24 protein-coding genes are annotated in these 21021 nt (G+C 72.3%); 7 read left to right on the top strand and 17 right to left on the bottom strand.

Annotated elements, in window-relative coordinates; all coding sequences use genetic code 11:
• Positions 1-66: 66 nt before the first annotated feature.
• From AB0K00_RS10585 to AB0K00_RS10545, 9 genes are all read right to left on the bottom strand, one after another.
• The gene (locus tag AB0K00_RS10585; protein WP_363518421.1) at positions 67-639 is read right to left on the bottom strand and encodes a hypothetical protein; all 573 of its coding nucleotides are present in this window, start codon (positions 637-639) and stop codon (positions 67-69) included.
• Positions 636-1985 (bottom strand): DUF58 domain-containing protein, encoded by a 1350-nt coding sequence (locus tag AB0K00_RS10580; protein WP_363518419.1) that lies wholly within the window; start codon positions 1983-1985, stop codon positions 636-638. Before AB0K00_RS10580 ends, AB0K00_RS10585 begins: the two co-directional genes overlap by 4 nt.
• Positions 1978-2967 (bottom strand): MoxR family ATPase, encoded by a 990-nt coding sequence (locus AB0K00_RS10575; protein WP_363518417.1) that lies wholly within the window; start codon positions 2965-2967, stop codon positions 1978-1980. Before AB0K00_RS10575 ends, AB0K00_RS10580 begins: the two co-directional genes overlap by 8 nt.
• The gene (locus AB0K00_RS10570; protein WP_363518415.1) at positions 2964-3632 is read right to left on the bottom strand and encodes a hypothetical protein; all 669 of its coding nucleotides are present in this window, start codon (positions 3630-3632) and stop codon (positions 2964-2966) included. Before AB0K00_RS10570 ends, AB0K00_RS10575 begins: the two co-directional genes overlap by 4 nt.
• Positions 3622-4344 (bottom strand): DUF4129 domain-containing protein, encoded by a 723-nt coding sequence (locus AB0K00_RS10565; protein ID WP_363518413.1) that lies wholly within the window; start codon positions 4342-4344, stop codon positions 3622-3624. Before AB0K00_RS10565 ends, AB0K00_RS10570 begins: the two co-directional genes overlap by 11 nt.
• A gap of 19 nt (positions 4345-4363) precedes the next feature.
• Entirely contained in the window at positions 4364-5056 is a 693-nt protein-coding gene (locus AB0K00_RS10560) for a uracil-DNA glycosylase (protein ID WP_363518411.1), read from the bottom strand.
• Positions 5057-5065: 9 nt separating this feature from the next.
• Positions 5066-6016 carry a hypothetical protein gene (locus AB0K00_RS10555; RefSeq protein ID WP_363518409.1) on the bottom strand — a complete coding sequence of 317 codons (951 nt, stop codon included), beginning with the start codon at positions 6014-6016 and terminating at the stop codon, positions 5066-5068.
• Positions 6013-6336 carry a PadR family transcriptional regulator gene (locus tag AB0K00_RS10550; protein ID WP_203845204.1) on the bottom strand — a complete coding sequence of 108 codons (324 nt, stop codon included), beginning with the start codon at positions 6334-6336 and terminating at the stop codon, positions 6013-6015. Before AB0K00_RS10550 ends, AB0K00_RS10555 begins: the two co-directional genes overlap by 4 nt.
• A 108-nt stretch (positions 6337-6444) precedes the next feature.
• Positions 6445-7134: a hypothetical protein gene (locus tag AB0K00_RS10545; RefSeq protein ID WP_363518407.1), complete on the bottom strand. Its 690-nt coding sequence runs from the start codon at positions 7132-7134 to the stop codon at positions 6445-6447.
• A 156-nt stretch (positions 7135-7290) separates the two neighbouring features.
• Here AB0K00_RS10545 and AB0K00_RS10540 point away from each other — a divergent pair, with 156 nt between their 5' ends.
• Positions 7291-7713, top strand: coding sequence for a hypothetical protein (locus AB0K00_RS10540; protein WP_363518405.1), 423 nt, complete (start codon positions 7291-7293; stop codon positions 7711-7713).
• Here the strand turns inward: AB0K00_RS10540 and AB0K00_RS10535 are convergent, their stop codons facing one another.
• A complete protein-coding gene (locus tag AB0K00_RS10535) occupies positions 7714-8637 on the bottom strand; it encodes a Ppx/GppA phosphatase family protein (protein WP_363518403.1) in 924 nt (307 codons plus the stop codon).
• A gap of 9 nt (positions 8638-8646) precedes the next feature.
• Positions 8647-9153 carry an amino-acid N-acetyltransferase gene (locus tag AB0K00_RS10530; protein ID WP_363518969.1) on the bottom strand — a complete coding sequence of 169 codons (507 nt, stop codon included), beginning with the start codon at positions 9151-9153 and terminating at the stop codon, positions 8647-8649.
• A 39-nt stretch (positions 9154-9192) separates the two neighbouring features.
• On the opposite strand from AB0K00_RS10530, the gene AB0K00_RS10525 reads away from it, so the two are divergent.
• From AB0K00_RS10525 to AB0K00_RS10515, 3 genes are all read left to right on the top strand, one after another.
• Complete coding sequence (locus tag AB0K00_RS10525; protein WP_363518401.1) at positions 9193-9645, top strand: cellulose binding domain-containing protein; 453 nt, start codon at positions 9193-9195, stop codon at positions 9643-9645.
• 43 nt (positions 9646-9688) lie between these two features.
• Complete coding sequence (locus tag AB0K00_RS10520; protein ID WP_363518399.1) at positions 9689-10432, top strand: hypothetical protein; 744 nt, start codon at positions 9689-9691, stop codon at positions 10430-10432.
• A gap of 66 nt (positions 10433-10498) precedes the next feature.
• Complete coding sequence (locus AB0K00_RS10515; RefSeq protein ID WP_363518397.1) at positions 10499-11440, top strand: phosphotransferase; 942 nt, start codon at positions 10499-10501, stop codon at positions 11438-11440.
• Between the two features lie 310 nt (positions 11441-11750).
• Here AB0K00_RS10515 and AB0K00_RS10510 read toward each other — a convergent pair whose 3' ends face one another.
• From AB0K00_RS10510 to AB0K00_RS10490, 5 genes are all read right to left on the bottom strand, one after another.
• Entirely contained in the window at positions 11751-12275 is a 525-nt protein-coding gene (locus tag AB0K00_RS10510; RefSeq protein WP_363518395.1) for a DUF501 domain-containing protein, read from the bottom strand.
• Positions 12276-12277: 2 nt separating this feature from the next.
• On the bottom strand, positions 12278-12817 hold the full coding sequence (locus tag AB0K00_RS10505) for a septum formation initiator family protein (RefSeq protein ID WP_363518393.1): 540 nt from the start codon (positions 12815-12817) through the stop codon (positions 12278-12280).
• Between the two features lie 64 nt (positions 12818-12881).
• Entirely contained in the window at positions 12882-14159 is a 1278-nt protein-coding gene (eno, locus tag AB0K00_RS10500) for a phosphopyruvate hydratase (RefSeq protein WP_363518391.1), read from the bottom strand.
• Positions 14160-14246: 87 nt separating this feature from the next.
• Positions 14247-15860, bottom strand: a complete 1614-nt coding sequence (locus AB0K00_RS10495; RefSeq protein WP_363518389.1) for a DUF885 domain-containing protein — start codon at positions 15858-15860, stop codon at positions 14247-14249.
• Positions 15861-15870: 10 nt separating this feature from the next.
• Positions 15871-17238 (bottom strand): PLP-dependent aminotransferase family protein, encoded by a 1368-nt coding sequence (locus AB0K00_RS10490; RefSeq protein ID WP_363518387.1) that lies wholly within the window; start codon positions 17236-17238, stop codon positions 15871-15873.
• A gap of 69 nt (positions 17239-17307) precedes the next feature.
• Here AB0K00_RS10490 and AB0K00_RS10485 point away from each other — a divergent pair, with 69 nt between their 5' ends.
• From AB0K00_RS10485 to AB0K00_RS10475, 3 genes are read left to right on the top strand one after another with little or no spacing between them, the layout of a single operon-like run.
• Positions 17308-18264, top strand: a complete 957-nt coding sequence (locus AB0K00_RS10485; RefSeq protein ID WP_363518385.1) for a DMT family transporter — start codon at positions 17308-17310, stop codon at positions 18262-18264.
• Complete coding sequence (locus AB0K00_RS10480) at positions 18150-18938, top strand: patatin-like phospholipase family protein (RefSeq protein WP_363518383.1); 789 nt, start codon at positions 18150-18152, stop codon at positions 18936-18938. Before AB0K00_RS10485 ends, AB0K00_RS10480 begins: the two co-directional genes overlap by 115 nt.
• A gap of 32 nt (positions 18939-18970) precedes the next feature.
• Positions 18971-20104 (top strand): Fic family protein, encoded by a 1134-nt coding sequence (locus AB0K00_RS10475; protein ID WP_363518381.1) that lies wholly within the window; start codon positions 18971-18973, stop codon positions 20102-20104.
• On the opposite strand, the gene AB0K00_RS10470 is transcribed toward AB0K00_RS10475, so the two are convergent.
• The gene (locus AB0K00_RS10470) at positions 20074-21021 is read right to left on the bottom strand and encodes a MazG family protein (protein WP_363518379.1); all 948 of its coding nucleotides are present in this window, start codon (positions 21019-21021) and stop codon (positions 20074-20076) included. The genes AB0K00_RS10475 and AB0K00_RS10470 overlap by 31 nt on opposite strands.

The following is a 21021-nucleotide window of genomic DNA, read 5'->3' as shown; positions in this document are numbered from 1 at the left end:
TCAGTCAGGCCACAGACATGTAACGACCGTTACCAAGGCTGTAACGGACACCACACGCTGCGGATTTCACGAGGCTTTGCGGGTGATGAGCCAGGCCAGAGCTGCCGCGGCGAGGACACCCACGAGGGAGGCGACCAGGAAGACCGGGCCGATGACGACCTTCACGACCGCCAGGAGCAGGACGCTGACGATGGCGCTGACGCTGACGATCGCGAGGGCGCGCAGCAGCCAGGCGACCAGCACGCCGGGCGAGACGATCGCGTCGTAGGGCAGGGCGGCGGCCAGGGCGGCGAGGGAGTGGGTGAGGTACAGGACCGTGGCCAGGCCGATGAGGCGGGGGATCGTGATGATCTGGCCGTAGGCGTAGGTGCCGAGGAGCCAGCCGAACGCGCAGAGCAGGATCGCCAGGCCGACTAGGCGGGTGCGGGGAAAGACAGCGGGGAGCGCTGCCAGTACCGCCGCGAAGGCCAGCGCGGCGGGGCGCAGGATCACCTCGGCGGGGAAGGCGACCAGCGCCGCGACCAGGGTGAGCAGGAACACCATGAAGCGGACCAGGAGCGGGCCGGCCGCGGCGCGTTCGAGCATGTCCTTGACCCGGCCGAGGCGGGTGAGGAAGAAGTCCTGCAGTTCCTCGATCATTTGGTGACCGTCCGGGACAGGGCGACACGGGTCACGCCGCGCAGGACCTCGTCGAGGCTGCCGGCGCCGCCCCACGGGACGACCGGGACGCCGTGCTCGCGGAGCTGGCCGATGACGCTGTCGCGTTCCAGGGCCCAGAGGCGGTGGGCGACCTGGCCCCAGGGGCCGGTGCCACGCAGGGCGGTCGACGGCGCGGTGAGCGTGTCGACGGCGACCACGAAGCGGCCGGCGCGGGCGAGGTTGGCCAGCATCGCGGCGGAGCGCGGGTCGAGCAGCGGGGTGAGGACCATCACGAGCGCGTTGTGCTGGACCATGTGCGGGCCGAAGACCGAGGGCGGCGGCTCGTCGGCGACCTGTGCGGGGGCGATGTCGAGCAGCCATTCCAGGGTGGTCATGTAGTGCCGGCGGCCGCTGGCGGCGCGCAGCTGGCGGATCTGGCCGCCGTACTGCAGCAGGGCGACCCGGTCGCCGCGGCGCAGGTAGTGCTCGGCGATGCCGGCCGCGGCGCGGACGGTGACGTCCAGCACGGAGGCGCGGCCGTCGATGCCGCCGGAGCGGCCCGCCTCGTGCAGCGCGTCGAGCAGGACGACGACCTCGGCGTCGCGGTCGGACAGGGTGCTCACGACGTGCAGCTCGCGGGTGCGCAGGGAGACCCGCCAGTCGATGCGGCGCAGCCGGTCGCCGGAGCCGAAGCGGCGCACCCCGGCCAGCTCGCCGCCCTCGCCCGGGCGGCGGGAGCGGTGGCCGCCGACGTGCCCGGCCGCGCGGGGCATGGCCTCGTCGGCGTCGAAGTGCTCGATCGCCGGGTACGCCTTGATCGGCAGCGCGGGTGCCTGCATGGCCCGGCTGATGAGCAGGCCGTCGGCGGCGAAGCCGTGCGCGGTGACCGGGCCGAGCGGGTGACGGCCCCAGCGCAGCACCCGGCCGTGCAGGTCGACCCCGGCGATGGTGCCGGGGTCGACGGCGACGACGTACGGGCGGTCGCTCTGCTCCAGGCGGACCCAGCGGGGCACGGCCAGGCGGACCACGACGAGGTCGAAGCCGCCGGGGTTGGGGTTGCCGACGCCGATGTTCACGTCGAGCTCGGCGCCCTCGACCACGAACGGCTCGGCGGTGGTGACCTCCACCGTCGGCGCGCGGCCAGGGCGGCGCACCAGGGACAGGGCGGTGCCCACGGCGAACGGGGTGGCGAGCACGACCAGGTCGAACCGCCCGGTGAGCACGGCGACGAAGACGAGCACCCCGGCGACGAGGACCGCACGGCCGAGCGCCCGGGTCGGTTCGAAGGCGCGGGCGTGCGACCGCCGGCCTGCACCGCCGGTCGGGGACGGGCGACGCTCAGCCACGCCTTCCGCCGTAGGTGGGCAGCGCGCCGCTGGCCGGAGCCGGGGTCTGCGCGAGCACCTCGCCCACGACGGCCCGAGGGTCGATGCGCTTGAGCCACATCTCCGGCAGCAGCGTGATGCGGTGCGACAGCGCCGGCACGGCGACCGCCTTGACGTCCTCGGGGATGACGTAGTCGCGGCCGCTGAGCGCGGCGGCGGCCCGGGCCAGCAGCAGCAGCGCGAGCGAGCCGCGGGGTGAGGCGCCGACGAGGACCTGCGGGTGTGAGCGGGTCGCCGCGGTGAGCGAGACGATGTACCGCCCGATCGAGTCCTCGACGCTGACGTCCTCCAGGGCGCCCTGCATGGCGAGGAGGGTCTCGGCGTCGACGACGGGCTCGATCACCGCCTCCTCCTGCCGGCGGGTCATCCTGCGGCGCAGGACCTCCCACTCCTCGTCGGCGTCCGGGTAGCCGAACGACACGCGGAGCAGGAACCGGTCGAGCTGGGCCTCGGGCAGCGGATAGGTGCCCTCGTATTCGATCGGGTTGGCGGTGGCGAGGACGTGGAAGGGCGGGTCGAGCCGGTAGGTGGCGCCCTCGACCGAGACCTGCCGCTCCTGCATCGCCTCCAGCAGCGCCGACTGCGTCTTCGGCGGGGTGCGGTTGATCTCGTCGGCGAGCAGCAGGTTCGTGAAGACCGGCCCGGCGCGGAACGTGAACTCGTGCGAGCGCTGGTCGTAGAGGAACGACCCGGTCACGTCGGCGGGCAGCAGGTCCGGGGTGAACTGCAGCCGGCGGAACCCGATGCCGAGCGTCTGCGCGAACGACCGCGCGGTCAGCGTCTTGGCCAGGCCCGGCAGGTCCTCCAGCAGCACGTGCCCACCGGCGAGAATCCCGGCCAGGACCAGCTCCAGGGAGTCACGCTTGCCGACGACCACCGTGCCGACCTGGTCGAGGACCACCTTGGCGATCCGGCCAACCTCGGCCGGTGCGAGCGTCTTCATAGCTCCTCCACCTTCGCGACGATCGATGCTACGTCCCCTGGGCTCGGCACGCGCGACGGCGGCTGGTGCAGCAGCGTCCACAGGTCCTCCCCCAGCAGTGCCCGGGCCTGTCTCGGCGAGCCCGCCAGGGTGATGCCGTGCCGTTGCCGCAGCCTGGTGTCCACCAGGTCGGCGATGCGGGGCACGACGAGAGCGCCGAACCGCTTCGCGTCGCGCTCGCCCCAGACCAGCCGGTCCTCCCACCGGCCGACCGCCAGCCGCAGGCCGTCGAGGACCGGGATGCCGTCCAGCATCTCGCCGGTGCGCCGGGTCTTGGCCAGGGCCTTCTTCTTCGCCAGGGTCGGCGGCCGGACCGGGGTCAGGCCGCGGCCGGTGACGGCGACCGGCAGCTCGTCGGCGTGCACCTGCTTCAGCGCCTCCTGGATGATGCCGGCCGCGAGGATGCCGAGGAAGACGAGTGGGTACGACACGGTCAGGCCGAACACGTACAGCAGCCCCCACCCGACGGTGGTGAGCGCGAGCGCGATGAACAGCCGGCGCACCCACCACCGGATGTCATACGGCCGGGACGGGCGGCGCACCGGCCGCGGGTCGGCGGCGACGGCGGTGCGGCCGACGTCGAAGAGCTCTTCGAGGCTGACCATCTCGTCGGGTTTACGCGCCACGGACGGCACCTCCACGCAGCGCCAGCTCGGTCCGCAGCTGCCGCAGCGCCTCGATCGCGCCCTGCCGGGACCGCTCGTCGACGGCATGGGTCGCGTAGCGGGCCTCGCGGTACACGAACGCCAGGCCTTCCAGGGTCGGCCGGCTGACCTGATGGCCGGCGAGGAGCCGGGTGACCAGGTCGGTGGGGCTGTCGCCGGTCTCCCGCGGGGTGCCGGCGGCCGCGGCGGCCCGCTCCAGGCGGACCCAGCACGCGATGACGGCCCGGCGCGGGTCGGTGTCGGTGTCGGACAGCTCGACGATGCCGGCGTCGACGGCCGCGATCACCGCGGCGCCGCCGTCGTCCGTCATCGGGGTCGGCCGCTTCGGCTCGACGAACAGCCGCGCCTTGCGCTTCGGGTCGCCGTTGCGCAGCAGCGACCACACCAGCACGCCGGCGGCCACGACCAGCACGAGCACGCACAGGACCCCGGCGGTGTACGTCACCCAGTCGGGGAACGCGAACGACGACGCCTGCTCGGGCGCGGCGGACGGCGCGACCGTGGCCACGGTGTCGGCGGTCGGCAGGTCGGACGGCACGGGCGGGGTGGTGTCCAGCGGCGGCACTGGCAGCTTGCTGATCTCCGGCGAGGAGGTGGAGGCGGCGACGGCGGCGACCCCGAGCACGGCAATGACGGCGAGCACCGGCAACCAGCGGTTGAAGGTGCGGTCCATGACATCCCGTCGCTCAGCGTCATCCGATCCCGGCGAGTGCCTTCGCACGGGTGAAAACCTCGTCCAGCATTCCTGGCGTGAGCCTGCCGGTAAAGGTGTTCTGCTGGCTCACGTGGTAACAACCGAGCAACGCGGGGGCGCCGTCGGCCTGCCACAGGGCGCCGTGGCCGAACGGTACCTTCCGTGCCGGTGCTACACCGTAGACGGCGCGCAGGGCGGGCCAGAAAGCGGCCCACGCGAATGCGCCGAGCGCGATGACGACCCGCAGCTCAGGGCGGATGAGGGCGAGCTCGCGGTGCAGGTAGGGCGCGCAGGTGTCGCGCTCGACGGGGGTCGGCTTGTTGTCCGGCGGCGCGCACCGCACCGCGGCGAAGATCCGGGTGCCGGTGATCGTGAGGCCATCGTCGCGGCTGACGCTGGTCGGCTGGTTGGCGAGGCCGGCCCGGTGCATGGCGGCGAACAGCACGTCACCGGACCGGTCGCCGGTGAAGATGCGACCGGTCCGGTTCCCCCCGTGTGCCGCGGGTGCCAGGCCGAGGATGCCGAGCCGTGCGTCGTGGGCGCCGAAGCCGGGGACGGGGCGGCCCCAGTACTCCTCGTCGCGGAAGGCGGCCCGTTTGGTGGTCGCGACCTCCTCCCGCCAGGCCACCAGCCGCGGGCACAGCCGGCAGCCGGAGATCTCGGCGTCGAGGCGGTCAAGGGCGTCCGTCACGCCCCAAAACTAGCGGGACGGGCTCGGCGACACCGACGTGGAAGGGCTGGGCGAGACCGAAGCGCTGGGTGACCCCGACGGGCTGGGCGAGACCGAAGGGCTGGGCGACGGCGGCGACGCCGTGTCCGTCGGCTCCACGGTCTCGCCGGGGCCGCCGGTGCGCAGGCACAGCGGGTAGCTCGCCGGCTTCTCGCCGGGCCCGGTCATGCACCGCCAGTAGTCGCCGACCTGGATCGGGTTGCCGTTCTGGTCGTACAGCGTGACGTGGTCCAGCTGCCGCCCGTGCTCGTCGACGGGGAAGACGTTGGTCACGCCGTCGAACGGTCCGCCGCTGGCCGGGTAGTAGCCCTGCGGGTCGCTGCCTCGCAGCATGTTCGGCGCGTTGGCGATCACGAACAGGATGCCGACGACGGCGACGGCGGTACCCGCGAACCCGACCCAGCGGGGCACCTGGGGCACGCCCGTGACGCCGATACGGATCGAGATGACGATCGCGACCGCGACGAAGAGCCAGCCGATCGGGTCGTCGAAGCGGTCCGTCGGCAGGATGTCGGCGGCGAAGATCAGCACCACGACCCCGACCGCCCGGGCGATCCACCACGCCGGACGCAGCAGCCGCAGGAAGTCGGTTGCCCTCGGGTAGCCGATGACCCGCCCGGCCCGCTGGTCGAGCTCCGGCAGCGCCGCGACGAAGCGCTGGTAGTAGACGACGACCGGCGCCCGGCCGTCGCGTTTGTCCGAGCCGGCGTCGAGACCGGCGGCGGCGCGCAGCTCGGCGGCGTACGTCGCCGGCGGGCCGAGCCGGTCGACGAGCGGGCCGCCCTGCTCCGCGATCACCTCGGCGAAGTGCGCCGGCAGGTCCTCCAGGAGCTCGTCGCGGGCCTCCGGGGGCAGGTCGGCGAGGGCCGCGGCCACCCGCTCGTAGTAGTAGTCGATCTCGATCGCGGCTGCCTCGGTCACGACGTCTCCCCGATCAGCTGGTCCATGGTCGTGGCGAAGCCCCGCCACACCTTGCCCGAGGCGCCGAGCTGCGTGCGTCCGGCCGCGTTCAGCGCGTAGTACTTGCGGTGCGGTCCCGATTCGCTGGGGACCACGTAGGTGGTGAGCATCCCGGCCTGGAACAGCCGGCGCAGGGTGCCATACACGGAGGCGTCGCCGACCTCGTCGAGCCCGGCCGACCGCAGCCGGCGCAGGATGTCATAGCCGTATCCGTCCTCGTCCCGCAGGACGGCGAGCACGGCCAGGTCGAGGACCCCCTTGAGCAGCTGGGTGGTGTCCACGTGAAGCAGAGTAGTACGCAATGCGCAGTACTATCAAGCACGGAATAACGAAACGGGCGGCCCGCGTGTCGCGGGCCGCCCGTCAGGACGAGCTGAGGGGTTGTTCGGCTACTTGGCCGGGGCGAGGCAGAGGGCCTGGCCGCTGGCCACGTTCGTGCCCTGCCAGAGCACGGACTCGGCGCCCTTTTCGATGTAGTCGTCGCACACCGTGGTGCCCTGCTTCAGCGACTCGGCCTTGCTCACGCCGTCCTTGATGCCGATGACCTTGTACTTCGCCTTGGCATCGGTGCACGCGACGATCTTCAGGTCCACCTCTTTGGTGTCCGTGCCGGTGATCTCGTCACCCTCGAGGCAGTCGCCGACCTTGGCGTTGGTGGAGCTGTTCTTGATCGAGTCGAAGATGCTGTTGCCGGTGAACCACAGGACGCCGCCGCACACCAGACACAACGCCACGATGATGCCGATGATGATCAGCGCGATCTTGCCGCCCTTGCCCCGGCGGGGCGGGGGCGGCGGGGCACCGAAGGGCGCGCCCTGTGGCGATCCGTACTGAGGCTGGTCGCCGTACTGCGGCGCGCCACCATACTGCGGGGCACCACTGTACGGCTGGTCCCCGTACTGCGGCGCGCCGCTGGAGGGCTGCTGCCCGTACTGCGGCGCGCCACTGGACGGCTGCTGCCCGTACTGCGGCTGCCCGTACTGCGGCTGCTGCCCGTACTGGGGCGGCTGCTGCCCATAGGGGTCGCCACCACCGGGAGGCGGCGGGTAGCTGCCGGGCGGCGGGTACTGATCTGACATGGGGTTCCTTCCGGGGTATGCCGCAAATATCACCCTAACGGGCGAAGGGTTCCTGGGCCTGCAAAAGCGACCCACCGGTCCGCGGGAGACGGCTCACGATAACCGCAGACAGGTGATGCATACAGTCCGGTGCGCGCAGGTATTACGGTGTGCGCCGTGACCGATCTGTTGAAGCGCCTCGCCTCGGCGCCCGGTGTCTACCGCGGGCGTGGCGACGGGCTGGAGTCCGGACCGTTCGTCGCCCGCATCAAGGTGACCTCGGTGGTGCGCGGCAATGCGATAACACTCGACTACGAGGCGGTCAGCGACAGCAAGGGACTGCAACACGTTGAGCACACCATCCTCACAGCGAGTGAGGCCGGCCGGCTCGAACTGCATGTCACCTGCCTGGAATTGCCCGGCGTGACCAGATTTGTGGAAAACGACGCGGGCGTTTTCAACGCCTACGAGGGCCCCATGCCGGCAAAGATCATCATGACTATGCCGGCGGAGGGCGTGCTCACCTACGGCTGGTGGTGGTCCCGCGACGACGCCGAGCCGCGCGAGCAGTCCCGCGCCGAGGTCCGCCGCACCGGCTGATCAGGACTGACGTAAACACGACATAGCAACGCCGTCCAGAATGTCCGACTCGGAGGCCACCACGGACTCGGCGCCGGACCGCTCCAGGATGATCCGCAGGATCAGCGCGCCCGCGCCGATCACGTCGGCGCGCCCCGGGTGCATGACCGCGTTGGCCAGCCGCTGCTCCGGCGTGGCGGCGAGCAGGTCCGCGGTGACCTTCGCCACGTCCTCGGTGGAGACCCGGGCGCGGTGGATGCGCTCCGGCACGTATTCGGTCAGGCCCAGCGCGAGCGCGGTCACCGTGGTCACCGACCCGGCGAGGCCGACGAAGGTGCGGGCCCGGCCGGCGTCGACCGCGGCGAGGGCCCGGTCGACCGCGGCGGTGATGTCCTTCTCCGCGGCCGCGACCTGCGCCGGCGTCGGCGGGTGGTCGTGCAGGTGCCGCTCGGTGAGCCGGACGCAGCCGATGTCGACGCTGATCGCGGCGTCGACCCCTTCGCCGGAGCCCACGACGAACTCGGTCGAGCCGCCGCCGATGTCGAAGACCAGGAACGGCGGCTTCGCCTGCAGGCCCTGCACGGCGCCGGCGAACGTGAGGCGGGCCTCCTCGTCGCCGCTGACGACCTCCGGGGCGAAGCCGAGGGTGGCGGTGACCATCGCCCGGAAATCCTCGGCGTTGGACGCGTCACGGCTCGCGCTGGTGGCGACCATGCGGGCGTGGTCCACCCCGGCGGCGGCGATCTCGGCGGCGTAGTCGACCAGGGCCACGCGGGTGCGCTCGATCGCCTCCTCGGCCAGCCGGCCGGTGCGGTCGACACCCTGGCCGAGCCGCACGATGCGCATCTGCCGGGTCACGTCCACCAGGGACCCGTCGGGGCGCACGTCGGCGATCAGCAGGCGGACGGAGTTCGTTCCACAGTCAATCGCAGCGACCCGGGTCATGCCGGAAGCCTACAAATGCAGCAGCATCCGGTGGTTGCCGAGGGTGTTGGGCTTGACCCGCTCCAGGTCCAGGAACTCCGCGACACCCTCGTCGTAGGAGCGCAGCAGCTCCTCATAGACCTGGTGGGTGACCGGGGTGCCGTCGATCGGCACGAACCCGAACGAGCCGAAGAACTGCGTCTCGAACGTCAGGACGAACACCCGCCGCACGCCGATCTCGCGGGCCGCGGCGAGCAGCTCCGCCACGATCTTGTGGCCGATCTTGTGCCCGCGCATCAGCGGGTCGACGGCGACCGTGCGCACCTCGGCGAGGTCCTCCCACATCACGTGCAGCGCGCCGCAGCCGACGACCACACCGTCGCGTTCCGCGACCCAGAACTCCTGCACCGCCTCGTAGAGCGCCACAGTCGGCTTCGACAGCAGCCGGCGGTCCGCCACGTACATGGCGACCAGTCTCCGGATGCCCCGCACATCTCCGGTCCGGGCCCGCCGGACGGTTACCTCCATGACGGTCAGGGTAGTGGCGCGCGGATGTGGCATCTGACACGTGAGCGCGTGCTTGTCGTCACCGCCACGGTGGCGACCGTCGTGGCGGGCACCATGACCGTCCTGTTCGTGACCCGCGACGCCCCGCGGGTGGTCACCGTGGAGCGGACCCACGTGGCGACGCCGACCACGAGCGCGGCGCCGGTCCGCAGTGGTGGGGGCGTGAAGGCCGGTTACGCGGTCCGCAGCAAGTGGAAGGACGGCTTCAACGCCGAGGTGACCGTCACGAACATCGGCAGCCAGCCGCTGCAGGGCTGGACGGTGCAGCTGCAGCTGCCGCCGGGCGTGGACCTGACGTCCACCTGGGGCGCCACGGCCGAGCACAAGGCGAACAAGCTGACGCTGCGCTCCCAGTCGTGGAACACCTATCTGGAGCCGGGCGGCTCGATCCGGATGGGGTTCGAGGCCAAGGGCAAGGCCGCCGATCCGGTCAGCTGCACGGTCAACGGGTCGCCCTGCTGACAGTTCGTTGCCAGACCCGGTGACCGGCCCCACATTGGGCGGCATGCATCGTGCCGGTACCCGAATCCTGACCGTCGTGCTCGCGTCCACGCTCGGCGCCGGCGCGCTGGGCTGCGGCCTCATCAACCAGGTCAAGCAGACCGTCGACAACGTCTCCGCGATCACCGACCTCGCCGACCGGATGGGCAAGTCCGGCAAGCTGACCTTCACCGCCGAGTACAAGACCGACGACGGCACCGCGACGACCGTGGTGCAGCAGCCGCCGAAGGCCGCCTACATCGGCAAGGACGGGCGCTTCATCCTCACCGAGGACGCGCTGCTGGTCTGCAACGGCAAGACCGGCCAGAAGGTCGTGTGCCAGAAGAGCGCCGTGCAGACCGGCCAGCTCTCCTCCTCCGACCAGGCCGCCTACCTCGCCGCCGTGGCCGGCGGTGGCTTCATCAACACCGAGATGGCCCTCGCCCTGATGACGGCGGCGGCGGTGGTGCCGGGTGTCAAGATCGCCCAGAACACCGCGACGATCGCCGGCCAGAAGAGCGACTGCCTCGACGTCACCGGCATCCCCCAGGACAGCAACGCCGGCCCGAACGACGTCTCGGCCAAGGAGTTCCACGTCTGCGTCGCCGAGAGTGGCCTGCTCACCCGCTTCAAGGGGGTCGGCACCGACGACAAGGCGATCGGCGTCGAGCTCAGCAAGTACAGCGAGAAGGTCGACGCCCAGGCGTTCGTCGCGCCGAAGGGCGCCCAGATCGTCGAGAGCACCACGCCGCCGGTCCCAGGTAAGTAAACTTTCCTGCCCTGCCGGTAGTACTCGGGCGGCAGAGGTGGCGGGGCTGCCGTAACGTGCAGAACCGTGCTGACGCCGCCCGCTGGTCTCACCGAAGACACTCTCGAGGAGGCCCTGCGACGCGACTGGGGGCTCCCCGTCGCGTCGCTGGACTACCGTGCGGTCGGTTTCGGCAGCCACCACTGGGAGGTCGCCGACGACGGCGGCAACCGCTGGTTCGTCACGGTCGACCAGGACGCCGACGTCGGACGGCTCACCGCGTCCCTGAGCGTCGCCGTGGACCTGCACGCCATCGGCCGGACCTTCGCGGTCGCCCCGGTGCCCACCCGCACCGGCGCGCCGCTCGTCGTCCTGGGTGACTTCACCGTCACCGTCTACCCCTTCGTCGACGGGCAGAGCTTCGACTGGAACGCGTTCCGCGGTCCCGATCACCGCCAGGCCACCCTCGACATGATCATCCAGCTGCACACCGCGCCCGCGATCGTCCACCGGCACGCCCGCGTCGACGACTTCGCCGTCCCTGGCCGCGGCGAGATCGAGGCGGCGCTCAAGGCCCCCGGCCCCGACTGCGGCCCCTACGCCCGCCTGGCCGCGGAGCTGCTCGCCGGCCACCGCGAGGCCCTGGCCGGCCTCCTGGCCCGCTACGACGAGCTGGTGCTGGACAGCCACGGCGAGCCCGTCCGCGCGGTGCTCACCCACGGCGAGCCGCACTCGGGCAACACGATGCTCACCCCGAGCGGCTGGCGCCTCATCGACTGGGACACCGTCCTGGTCTCCCCGCCGGAGCGGGACCTGTGGCTCATCGAGCCGGGCGACGGCTCCATCTTCTCCGCGTATGCCGCCGCCACCGGCGTCCTGCCCCGCCCGTCGACGATCATGCTGTATCAGCTGCGGTGGGCCCTGACCGACATCGCCGTCGAGGTGCGCCGCTTCCGGCGCCCGCACACCGGCACCGCCGACGACCTCGAAGGCTGGGAGATCCTCCGCTCCGTCGTCACCCGCATCTGAGCTGTTTCTTCCGCCGCGGCCTTCGGCCATGCGCTTCGCGCGGCCGACTCACACGCATGCGCGTGGCATCTGAAAGACCGGTGGTCGAGGTTCGAGGCGCACCAGGTCTGTCGTCCAGCTCGCCTGACCATCGCGCGAGACGCGAAGGCAGGACCGACCACTCCCACCTTGCCCCCGAAGGACGTGACCTCCCGGCCCGGTCGGCTCTCGCAAAATGTGAAGTCGCGGGAGCGTCCACGGGCGCCTGGGTCTTCACACTGCTGTCCGGACGGGGTGGTCGGACCTGACCTCCGCTGGGCCCGCGAACGGGTCAGGAGGGTGGGGGGACGCAGGGGCCGGCGGCCCACCACTCGGCGGCTCTAGCGAGGGTCTCGTCGCCGAACGGGTTGACGCCCGGGCCGGCGGCGAGGGCGTGGCCGAGGTGGACGTGCAGGCACTTCACCCGGGTCGGCATGCCGCCGGCGGAGACGCCGGCGATCTCGTCGACGTGGCCGACCTGCTCGCGGCGGCGCAGGTAGTCCTCGTGCGCCGCCTCATAGGCTTTGCGCAGGTCGGGGTCCTCGGCGAGGCGGGTGCCCATCTCGCGCATGAGGCCGGAGGACTCCAGCCGGCTGCACTCGTGCACGGCCCGCGGGCAGGTCAGGTAGAACAGCGTCGGGAACGGCGTGCCGTCGGGCAGCCTGGGCGTGGTCTCGACCACGTCGGGCAGGCCGCACGGGCAGCGGTGCGCGACCGCCCGGGTGCCGCGGGGCGTGCGGCCGAGCTGGGCGGCGACCACCGCGAGGTCTTCCTCGGTGGCCGGCTCGAACGTGGTCGGCTCAGAATCCTGGGTCATCTTCAGTCCGCTGCCTCGACGCTCGACCACAACTTGTCATACCAGGGCCGCGGCGCCTTCTCCGCGCCCGGGATCGCGGTCGGGTCGGTCTGCTGGCTGCGCGACGGGTCGACCACGACGAAGGGCTTCTCACCGGGCAGCACCATGTGCAGCCGCTGGCGGGCCTGGCTGATCACGTATTCGTTGTCTTCCCACTTCGCCGCCCGGGCCGACATTTCGGCAATCTTGGCGGTCTGCCGCTCCTGGCTCTGCTCCAGGGCCGTGATCTCGGCCTGCTGGGCGAGATAGACACGGACCGGATACGCGTAGGCCAGCAGCAGGACCAGCAGGACCAGGCTGAGGACCACGGCGCGGCTGGTGAACCGTTTCGGCTGCGGGGCGCGGGTGCGCATGGCGGCGCCGCCGGAGGACACGGCCCGCCTGGCGACGGTCGGTCTGGCCGGTGCCCTGCCCGCCCCGCCGGCCCCGGTGCGCTGTGCGCCGCGGGGGCCCGAGGCTCTGGTGGGCGTGGCCCGCCCGCCCGGCCTGGTGCGCTGCTGCATGCCCTCCCCCTTGTGGCACACACCCGCGGCCCTCACCGAAGAGGGCCGCGGACATGAAACCGGACTAACGGTACCGCGGGAACGCGCCGCGACCGGCGTAGCGCGCCGCGTCGTCGAGCTCGTCCTCGATGCGCAGGAGCTGGTTGTACTTCGCGACCCGCTCGGACCGGGCCGGGGCGCCGGTCTTGATCTGGCCGCTGCCGACCGCGACCGCCAGGTCGGCGATGGTGGTGTCCTCGGTCTCGCCGGAGCGGTGGCTCATCATCGTGCGGAACCCGGCGCGGTGCGCCAGGTCGACGGCGTCGAGCGTCTCGGTGAGCGAGCCGATCTGGTTGACCTTGACGAGCACCGCATTGGCGGTGTCGGTGGCGATGCCGCGGGCGATGCGCTGCGGGTTGGTGACGAACAGGTCGTCTCCGACGATCTGGATCCGGCCGCCGATCGCGTCGGTCATCGCCTTCCAGCCGTCCCAGTCCTCCTCCGACAGCGGGTCCTCGATGGACACGATCGGGTAGGCGTCGACCAGCTGGGTGTAGTAGGCGATCATCTCGTCGGAGGACTTGGAGCCGCCCTCGAACTTGTAGCCGCCGTCCTTGTAGAACTCGGTCGCGGCCACGTCCAGCGCGAGCACGATGTCGCTGCCGAGCGTGTAACCGGCCTTCTCGACGGCCTCGCCGATCAGGTCGAGCGCGGCGGCGTTGGTCGGCAGGTTCGGCGCGAAGCCGCCCTCGTCGCCGAGGCCGGTGGACAGGCCCTTCTTCTTGAGGACCGACTTCAGCGAGTGGTAGACCTCGGCGCCGGTGCGCAGCGCCTCGCGGAAGGTCGGCGCCCCGATCGGGGCGATCATGAACTCCTGGACGTCGACGTTGGAGTCGGCGTGGGAGCCACCGTTGAGGATGTTGAGCATCGGCACCGGCAGCAGGTGCGCGTTGGGGCCGCCGAGGTACTTGAAGAGGCTCAGACCGGCCGAGTCGGCGGCGGCCTTGGCGACGGCCAGGGAGACGCCCAGGATCGCGTTGGCGCCGAGGTTGGACTTCTCCGGCGTGCCGTCCAGGTCGAGCATGGCCTGGTCGATGAGGCGCTGCTCGGTGGCGTCGAAGCCGCGCACGGCCTCGGCGATGCGCTCGTTGACGTTCTCGACGGCCTTCTCGACGCCCTTGCCGAGGTAACGCTTCGAGTCACCGTCGCGCAGCTCGTTGGCCTCGAAGGCGCCGGTGGAGGCACCGGAGGGGACGGCAGCGCGGGCGAGGGTGCCGTCGTCGAGGACGACCTCGACCTCGACGGTCGGGTTGCCCCGCGAGTCCAGGATCTCCCGGGCGCCGATTGCTTCAATCGTGGCCACTGTCACTCCTTGCAGACAAAGATTGGTCGGCCGCCACGGTGCGGCACCCCTGAGCCTATCGGTTGCGCGGATCTTGCCGACCCGCACCTAGAGGTTGAGCAGGGTTCGCAGGTGGCGGGGCGGGGGTGAGCCGTGCGCGAGCATCTGGTCGTGCCAGTCGCGCAGCGTGACGTCCACCGGCCGTTCATCCGCGATCTCACGCACCTCGGTGTAGCCCACGAAGTACGTCGACAGCTGCGTCGAGGACAGCAGCGCGCGCCGCCACTTCCCGGCCGCCTCACCCTCCTCCTGGAAGCCGGCGCCCATCATCAGCGCCATCGCCTCCTGCTCCGTCATCCCGTCGCAGTGGATCCGCTGGTCGATGATCGCGTTGATGCTCATCCGCAGCTGCATCTTCAGCTGCTGCAGGCGCACCGGCAGGCCGCCGAAGCCGCGCTCGGCCATCAGCTCCTCGGCGTAGACCGCCCAGCCCTCCACGAACGGCCCGGACCAGCCGATCGCCCGGGCCCGGGTGCGGCCCCGGAAGCGGCGGGCGTGCGCGAGCTGCAGGAAGTGCCCGGGGGTGGCCTCGTGGACGGTCAGGTCGCGCAGCATGTGGCTGTTGTACTCGCGGTAGAACGACGCGACCCGCTCCGCCGACCAGTCCGACGGGGTGGGTGAGATGCAGAAGAACGTCGGCAGGTCGGCCGGCTCCAGCAGCCCCGGCGGGTCGCAGTAGGCGACGGCGACGCCCCGCGCGAACTCGGGCATCTCCATGATCACGAGCGGGTCGTCGACGAGGGTGGCGAGGTCGTGGTCGCGGACGAACGCGGTCGCCTCGTCCAGGGACACCTTCGCCAGCTCCACGATCGAGTCGTTGTCCGGAACGTCGAGCGCCGCCTGCGCGAACGCGGCGCGGACGGTGTCGTCGGTCTCCGGGCCGCCGGTCAGCTCGGCCGCCGCGGCCCGCAGCTGCGCGGTCACCCGGGCGAGGTTGTCCTCGGCGCGGGCCAGCACCGTCGCCGCGCCGAGCTCCGTGTCGAGGGTGTGCCACAGCCTGGCCTCCCACAGCCGGCGGCCGAGGCGCGGGTCCCGGTCGGCGGCCTCGACGCGGTCGCGGAGCCAGCCCGCGAAGTCGTCGAGCTCCGCCGCGGCCCGCTCCTGCAGCGGCCGCACCACGTCGGCCAGCCCGGGCGCCTCCTTGAGCAGCTCGGTGAGCTCGTCCCGGACCAGCCGCGCGGTGCCTTGGAACTGGCCCGTCGCGGTCTCCAGGTGCACCCGCGGCGAGTCGGCGAGCGTGGCGCGGGCGGTCGCGAGCGCGTCGGGGATCGCCGACAGCCGGGCCGCGACCGACATGAGCCGCTCCTCGGCGGGCGCGAACGGCCGGGAGATCAGCGCGTTGAGCAGCGTCGCCGGGTTGTGCACGAGCGGGTTCCACTCGTGCTCGCGGATCTCGGTCCGCTCGAACAGCATCCGCTCGACCCGGGCGAGCAGCACGGCGTGGTCGACCTGCTCCTGCGGGTCGAGCAGGTCGAGGTCGACCTGGGTCAGCGCGGCGGAGGCGTCGCGGAGCATGTCGACGTCGCCGGCGACCGCCTCGGTGGACAGGTCGGGCAGCCGGTCGTCGAACCGGTGGTCGCCGGCCGACGCCGCGAGCCGGGGATCGGACTCCAGCAGCGCGTCGGCGATGTGCTCGGCAAGGGGCACGAAGTCATGCGGCATGTGTTCGAACCTATATGAGACCGGCGAGGGTCCTGACCGCTCTCGCGAGCTCGTGCGGAGTGTGCGCGGCGTAGCCGAGCACCAGCCCCGGCGGTCCCTTGCGCACCCGCAGCGATGACAGGGCGAGGGGGCCGAGCCCGCACTCGGCGGCGCGCTGCGACACGACCCGGTCGTCGATCTCGGGCGGCAGCTCCACCACCAGGTGCAACCCCGCGGCGATGCCGCCGATGCGGGCCCGCGGCAGGTGCCGGCGCAGCGGCGCGACGACCCCGTCGCGGCGCTCCCGGTGCAGCCGGCGGGCCCGGCGCAGGTGCCGGTCGTAGCCGCCGCCGGCCAGGAACTCCGCGAACGCCAGCTGCTGCAGTGCCGGGCCGCCGTTGTCGGCGTCGGCCTTCGCCGCGCACAGCTGCTCCAGCATCGCCTGCGGCGCCACCAGCCAGCCCAGCCGCAGCCCCGGTGCGAGGACCTTGCTCACGGAGCCGACCAGCGCGACCCGGTCCGGGGCCAGGCCCTGCAGGCAGGCGACAGGTTCCCGGTCATACCGGTGCTCCGCGTCGTAGTCGTCCTCGACGATGAGCCCGTCGACCCTGCGGGCCCAGGCGATCAGCTCGGTACGCCGCTGCGGCGCGAGCACGACACCGGTCGGGAACTGGTGCGCCGGGGTGACCACGACCGCCTTGCACCTGCTGCGCCCGAGCGCCCGCACGTCGAGGCCGTCGCCGTCGACCGGCACCGGGACGACCTCCAGCCCGAGCCGCCCGAGGTGCTCCCGCAGCGCGGCCGGCCCCGGGTCCTCCAGGGCGATCCGCCGCACGGCGCCGTCGAGGAGCACCTTCGCCAGCAGCGCCAGGCCCTGCGTCACACCGGCGGTCACGATCAGCCCCTCAGGGGGTACCAGCGCGGCACGCACCCGTCCGAGATAGCTGGACAACTCACGGCGCAGCCGGGGCGCGCCGGTCGCGTCGCCGTAGTCGAAGTCCGCGTCCAGGGCGCTGGTCAGCGCCGTCTCGTACGCCCGGCGCCATGCGGTGCGCGGGAACATCCCCAGGTCCGGCACGCCCGGCCGCAGCGGCGCGACGGTCGCGGGCCGGTCCGGCGGGTCGCTGCGCCGGCGCGGGACCGCTGTGGCCACGGCGGCGACCACGGTGCCGGATCCGCGCCGGGTCAGCAGCCGCCCCTCGGCGGTGAGCTGCTCATACGCCCCCACGACCAGTCCCCGGGAGACGCCGAGGTCGGCGGCGAGGTCTCTGGTCGAGGGCAGCCGCGTCCCGGGCGCCAGCCGCCCGCGGGTGATCGCCTCCCGCAGCGCGCCGACAAGCTGGTCGCCGACCCTCGGCCGAGTGCGGTCAAGCTCGACCAACGCCTCCCAGACCGACAAAGTGGACCTCCAAACGCGGGGCTCGGTGGCACTGTAGCGTGGACCACTGCCGATCGTAAGTTCGCTGTCATGAACCGGCTGCACACCTTTTATTGCGTGCTGACCTGCGCGATCCTCGGCTCGTCGTTCACGGTCAGCCGATCGTTGGTGGACTATCCGGTCCTGACCGGGCAGGCCCTGCGGTACACCCTGGCCGCGGCGGCGCTCGCCCTGCTCACCTCCTGGCTGCGCCCCACCGGCCGCGAGCTGCTGCGGCTGGCCGGGGTCGCCGCCACCGGCCTGGTCGGTTTCAACGTGCTGCTCATGTACGCCCTGCACCACGCCGACCCGGCCGCCATCGGCACGATCGTCGGGGTGAGCCCGCTGCTGCTCGCCCTGCTCGGCCCCCTGCAGGAGCGCCGGCGGCCCTCCCCGCGCCTGCTGCTTGCCGCCGCGGTCGTGGTCCTCGGCGCGGTCCTCGTCGAGGGCGGCGGCCGTATCGACGCACCCGGCCTCGCCGCCGCCGTCGGGGTACTGGCCTGCGAGGCCGCGTTCTCCCTGCTGGCCGCGCCGCTGCTGCCCCGCCTCGGCCCGGTCCGGGTGTCGGCCTGGAGCACCGCCCTGGCCGTGCCGCTGCTGCTGGTGGTCCTGCCGTTCAGCGGCGAACGTCCCCGGCTGCCCACCGCCGGCGAGGGTGCCGCGCTGGCGTTCCTCGGCCTGGTGCTGACCGTGGTCGCGTTCGTCTGCTGGTACACCGGCGTCGCCCACCTCGGCGTCGAACGGGCCGGCGTCTTCGTCGGCCTCGTTCCCGTCTTCGCCCTGGCCACGGTGGCCGTCGCGGACCAGGTCAGGCCCGATGTCCGCCAGCTCGCCGGGGTCCTCGCGGTCGCCGCCGGCCTGGCGATCGGCCTGGGCCGTGTTAAGCAGGATGCATGCAGCGCACCGCTCTCGTCCTCGGCGCCGGCGGCATCACCGGCGTCGCCTGGCAGCTCGGCCTCCTCATCGGCCTGCGCGACCAGGGAATCGACCTCACCGGCGCCGACCTGATCGTCGGCACCTCGGCCGGCGCGGTCACCGGCGCCCTCGTCGCGGCCGGCCACGACCCCCGCGAGGCGGCCGCGATGGAGGCGCCGCTCGGCCCCGGCGACCCACCGATCCGCGCCGACTGGACCCGCGGCGCCGTCGCGTTCCAGCTGCTGCAGGACACGTCGCTGCCGGCTCCGGAGCTGCGCCGCCGCATCGGCGCCATCGCTCTGGAGGCCGAGGTCGGGCCGCCGGAGCCGTGGCTGGCGTCGTTCGCCCGGCGGCTGCCGATCGAGCACTTCCCGGACCGCCTGCTCATCACCGCCGTCGACACCGCCACCGGCGAGCCGGTCACCTGGACGGCCGCGTCGGGGGTGCCGCTGGTCCCGGCGGTCGCCGCCAGCTGCGCCGTGCCGTGCCTGTTCCCGCCGGTGTCCGTCAACGGCGGCCGGTACATGGACGGCGGGGTCCACTCCCGCACCAACGCCGACCTCGCCGACGGCTACGACCGGGTCGTCGTCCTGGCGCCCCGCATCCCGATGCTGCAACGCGACTCGGACCTCGCCACCAACACCGCCACCGTCATCGAACCCGACGCCGCCTCCCAGTCCGCCATCGGCGGCAACGTCTTCGACCCGTCCCGCTGGTCCGCCGTCGTCACCGCCGCAACCCACCAGGGCACCACCCAGATAATGTGAAGATCCCGGGATAATGCCGATATAATTCCGGCATGCTCTACCTCACGCCCAAGTTGACCGCGTCGGACCGGCGGGTTCTCGACGAGCTGGATCGGATGCGGGAGAGCCTTCGGTTCCAGGTCGCGACGCCGCATCGGTGGACTGGGCAGCTCCGGCGGCAGCTCGTCGCCAGGGGGATCAAGGGGTCCAACTCGATCGAGGGCTACCAGGTGTCGATGGACGACGCCGTCGCGGCGGCAGCGGGCGACGAGCCACTCGACACGGACGCCGCGGTCTGGGACGAGATCGCCGGCTACCGGGACGCGCTGACCTACGTCCAGCAGCTGGCCCACTCCGCCGAGTTCCGCTACCACTACATGCTGCTCAACGGCCTGCACTACATGCTGCTGAAGCATCACCCGGACCGGTGGCCGGGCCGGTTCCGTCCCGGTGGGATCTGGATCACCGACCACTCCACCGGCGAGGTCGTCTACACCGGCCCCGACGCCGACGCCGTCCAGGGCCTGATGCAGGAGCTCGCCGACTGGTTGCAGGACGGGGACCTGGACGCGCCGCTGTTCGTCCGCGCGGCGATGGCGCACCTGAACCTCGTCCGCGTCCACCCGTGGCGGGACGGCAACGGGCGGATGTCGCGGTGCCTGCACACGCTGGTGCTCGCCCGCGACGCGGTTCTGGCGCCTGAGTTCTCCTCCATCGAGGAGTGGCTCGGCAACGGGCGCAACACCTTCGACTACTACGACGCGCTGCGCGACGTCGGGCGCGAGCAATGGCAGCCGCATGCGGAGACACTGCCGTGGGTCCGGTTCTGTCTGCGGGCGCACCACATGCAGATGCAGCGGGTCCGGCAGCGGCTCGACGTCGCGGCGATGCTGTGGGAGCGGCTCGAGGGTCTCGGGCTGCCGGGCCGCACGACGTCGGCGCTGTACACGGCGGCGTCGGGCGGGCGGGTGCGGCGCACGTCGTACCAGCGCGACGAGGACCTGACCACGGACCAGGCGACCCGGGACCTGCGGATGCTGCTGGACCGTGGACTGCTGGAGCAGCGCGGGCAGACCAGGGGGCGGTTCTACGTCGCGGCCGGGCCGGTCCTCGACGTGGCGGCAAGCCTCGAGAAGCCGGCGCCGCTGCGGGATCCTTACTCGGCGCGGCGGACGGCGTCCATGTAGGACAGGGCGGCGGTGCGTAGGGCGGCCTCGGGGTCCTGGCCGGCCTCGTGGGCCTGGACGACCAGGGCGAAGAGGGCGGCGCCGAGCGGGTCGGCCGGGGTGAAGTCGACGTGGAGGCCGGCGCGGGCGACGCGGTGCAGCAGCTTCGCGACGAGGGCCAGGGCGGGCTGGGAGAGGGCGACGCCGTCGACGGCGGAGGCGCGGGACTTCTCGGCCTGCTTGATCTGCTCCCAGTTGGCGATGATGTCGTCGATGCCGCCGACCTCGGTGTCGGCGAAGACGTGCGGGTTGCGGCGGATGAGCTTGTCGACGAGGTCGCCGGCGACGTCGTCGAGGGTGAACCTGTCGGTGGCGTCCGCGGCCTCCTCGGCGAGGCGGGCGTGCAGGACGACCTGCAGCAGGACGTCGCCGAGCTCTTCGCGGACCGCTTCGTGGTCCTGGTCGCGGATGGCATCGTAGAGCTCGTAGGACTCCTCCAGGAGGAAGGGTGCCAGGCTCTCGTGGGTCTGTGCCCGCTTCCAGGCGTCGCCGGTCTCCGGGTGCATGAGCCGGTCCATGACGGTGACGGCGTCCAGGACGCGGGCGCCGGGCGGGTCCCACGAGCCGTAGAGCAGCTCGAGGGTGGCCAGGCCGGGCTCGCGGGCGAGCCGGAGGCCCAGGGAACGGGCGAGCTGCTCGTCGCCGTCGGGTGAGGCGAGCCAGACGAAGGTGCCGTGCGTGGCCAGGGCGTCGAGCAGGACGTCGACGGTGGGCTCGACGACGGTGACGGTGGCGCCGGCCGCGCGCAGGGCGTCGACCTGCGCGGACTCGGCGGCGGTCAGGACGGGGTGGGCGCGGACCAGGTCCCACGCCTGGGCGGTGAGCACGCCGGCGGGGAGCCGGGGTGACGTCACCAGCAGGACCACACTGCCCGGCAC

The sequence above is a fragment of the Dactylosporangium sp. NPDC049525 genome (genome assembly GCF_040676755.1).
GTDB lineage: Bacteria > Actinomycetota > Actinomycetes > Mycobacteriales > Micromonosporaceae > Dactylosporangium.
The sequence above is the reverse complement of the archived record's forward strand: the minus strand, read 5'-3'. Positions and strand labels throughout refer to the sequence as shown.